Origin of the sequence: Arthrobacter cupressi, assembly GCF_900099975.1 — a bacterium.
In the GTDB taxonomy this organism is placed as follows: domain Bacteria; phylum Actinomycetota; class Actinomycetes; order Actinomycetales; family Micrococcaceae; genus Arthrobacter; species Arthrobacter cupressi.
In genome coordinates this window covers 1-3,063 of record NZ_FNEI01000031.1, presented here as the reverse complement: position 1 = coordinate 3,063, position 3,063 = coordinate 1, and the positions used below count along the sequence as shown (strand labels likewise).

General features: G+C 56.1%; 1 rRNA gene. It reads right to left on the bottom strand.

Annotated features, from left to right (window positions below):
• Positions 1–11: 11 nt before the first annotated feature.
• Positions 12–3,063, bottom strand: a 23S ribosomal RNA gene (locus tag BLP88_RS18510); the annotation flags it as partial.

Sequence of the window (3,063 nt, the reverse complement as noted above, 5' to 3'; positions counted from 1 at the left end):
GGGGGTGGTGTGTGGTGTAAGTTGTCGGCCTATTAGTACCGGTCGGCTTCGACAGTCGTTGGTCCTGTCTTCCACGTCCGGCCTATCAACCCAGTGGTCTGGCTGGGGGCCTCTCACACGCGAGGTGTATGGAAATCTCATCTTGAAGCGAGCTTCCCGCTTAGATGCTTTCAGCGGTTATCCCATCCGAACGTAGCTAATCAGCGGTGCACTTGGCAGTACAACTGACACACCAGAGGTTCGTCCGTCCCGGTCCTCTCGTACTAAGGACAGCCCTTCTCAAATTTCCTGCGCGCGCAGCGGATAGGGACCGAACTGTCTCACGACGTTCTAAACCCAGCTCGCGTACCGCTTTAATGGGCGAACAGCCCAACCCTTGGGACCTACTCCAGCCCCAGGATGCGACGAGCCGACATCGAGGTGCCAAACCATGCCGTCGATATGGACTCTTGGGCAAGATCAGCCTGTTATCCCCGAGGTACCTTTTATCCGTTGAGCGACGGCCATTCCACAATGTACCGCCGGATCACTAGTCCCGACTTTCGTCCCTGCTTGAGATGTCTCTCTCACAGTCAAGCTCCCTTGTGCACTTACACTCGACACCTGATTGCCAACCAGGCTGAGGGAACCTTTGGGCGCCTCCGTTACTTTTTAGGAGGCAACCGCCCCAGTTAAACTACCCATCAGGCACTGTCCCTGACCCGGATCACGGGCCGAAGTTAGATGTCCAAAGTGACCAGAGTGGTATTTCAACGATGACTCCACCCGAACTGGCGTCCGGGCTTCACAGTCTCCCACCTATCCTACACAAGCCACTCCGAACACCAATACCAAACTATAGTAAAGGTCTCGGGGTCTTTCCGTCCTGCTGCGCGTAACGAGCATCTTTACTCGTACTGCAATTTCGCCGAGTTTATGGTTGAGACAGCGGGGAAGTCGTTACTCCATTCGTGCAGGTCGGAACTTACCCGACAAGGAATTTCGCTACCTTAGGATGGTTATAGTTACCACCGCCGTTTACTGGGGCTTAAATTCTCAGCTTCGCCACAAGTGGCTAACCGGTCCTCTTAACCTTCCAGCACCGGGCAGGAGTCAGTCCGTATACATCGTCTTGCGACTTCGCACGGACCTGTGTTTTTAGTAAACAGTCGCTTCCCCCTGGTCTCTGCGGCCCTTGCCCGCTCCACCCAGCAAGTGGGTTTCACGGTCCGGGCCCCCCTTCTCCCGAAGTTACGGGGGCATTTTGCCGAGTTCCTTAACCATAATTCTCTCGATCGCCTTGGTATTCTCTACCTGATCACCTGTGTCGGTTTGGGGTACGGGCAGCTGGAACCTCGCGCCGATGCTTTTCTAGGCAGCATAGGATCACCGGATCCCCCCAAGCGGGGGTCCCATCAGATCTCAGGCACATGAACGGCGGATTTGCCTACCGTTCGCCCTACATCCTTAGACCGGGGCAACCATCGCCCGGCCCGGCTACCTTCCTGCGTCACACCTGTTAATACGCTTACCTCCCGGGATCAGGTCCCGCGCTCCACCAAAACCCTCCACCCACAAGGGGTGTCGGGCAGGTTTCGGGCGGTTAGTATCCCCCGCTTGGTATGGGCGGTTCTTCGCCGGTACGGGAATATCAACCCGTTGTCCATCGACTACGCCTGTCGGCCTCGCCTTAGGTCCCGACTTACCCAGGGCAGATTAGCTTGACCCTGGAACCCTTGATCATTCGGCGGACGGGTTTCTCACCCGTCTTTCGCTACTCATGCCTGCATTCTCACTCGTGTAGGCTCCACCACTGGTTTCCACCGCAGCTTCACCGCCCACACGACGCTCCCCTACCCATCCACACTCCTGAACCACAAAGGCTTGGAAAATGTGTGAATGCCACAACTTCGGCGGTGTACTTGAGCCCCGCTACATTGTCGGCGCGGAATCACTTGACCAGTGAGCTATTACGCACTCTTTCAAGGGTGGCTGCTTCTAAGCCAACCTCCTGGTTGTCTAAGCAACTCCACATCCTTTCCCACTTAGCACACGCTTAGGGGCCTTAGTTGGTGGTCTGGGCTGTTTCCCTCTCGACTATGAAGCTTATCCCCCACAGTCTCACTGCTGCGCTCTCACTTACCGGCATTCGGAGTTTGGCTGACGTCAGTAACCTTGTAGGGCCCATCGGCCATCCAGTAGCTCTACCTCCGGCAAGAAACACGCAACGCTGCACCTAAATGCATTTCGGGGAGAACCAGCTATCACGGAGTTTGATTGGCCTTTCACCCCTACCCACAGCTCATCCCCTCCATTTTCAACTGAAGTGGGTTCGGTCCTCCACGACGTCTTACCGTCGCTTCAACCTGGCCATGGGTAGATCACTCCGCTTCGGGTCTAGATCACGCCACTACACTCGCCCTGTTCAGACTCGCTTTCGCTACGGCTACCCCCCACGGGTTAACCTCGCGACGTAACACTAACTCGCAGGCTCATTCTTCAAAAGGCACGCCATCACAACAACAAGGCTGCTCTGACGGATTGTAAGCACACGGTTTCAGGTACTGTTTCACTCCCCTCCCGGGGTACTTTTCACCTTTCCCTCACGGTACTGGTCCGCTATCGGTCATCAGGAAGTATTTAGGCTTATCAGGTGGTCCTGACAGATTCACACGGGATTTCTCGGGCCCCGTGCTACTTGGGAATCAATACAAGGGCGGCACAACACATTACGGCTACGGGACTCACACCCTCTCCGGCCGGCCTTTCAAAACCGTTCGCCTATGCACGCACACACACCCCGCCGGTCCGGCAGAACCAGCACATAAAAACCCCACAACCCCGCCCACGCAACGCCCGCCGGCTATCACACATGGGTCGGTTTAGCCTGATCCGCGTTCGCTCGCCACTACTAACGGAATCACTCTTGTTTTCTCTTCCTGCGGGTACTGAGATGTTTCACTTCCCCGCGTTCCCCCCACGCACCCTATATATTCAGGTACGGGTCACACAATCACCTCACAGCGTTGTGCGGGGTTTCCCCATTCGGACATCCTGGGATCACCGCTCGGTTATCAACTCCCC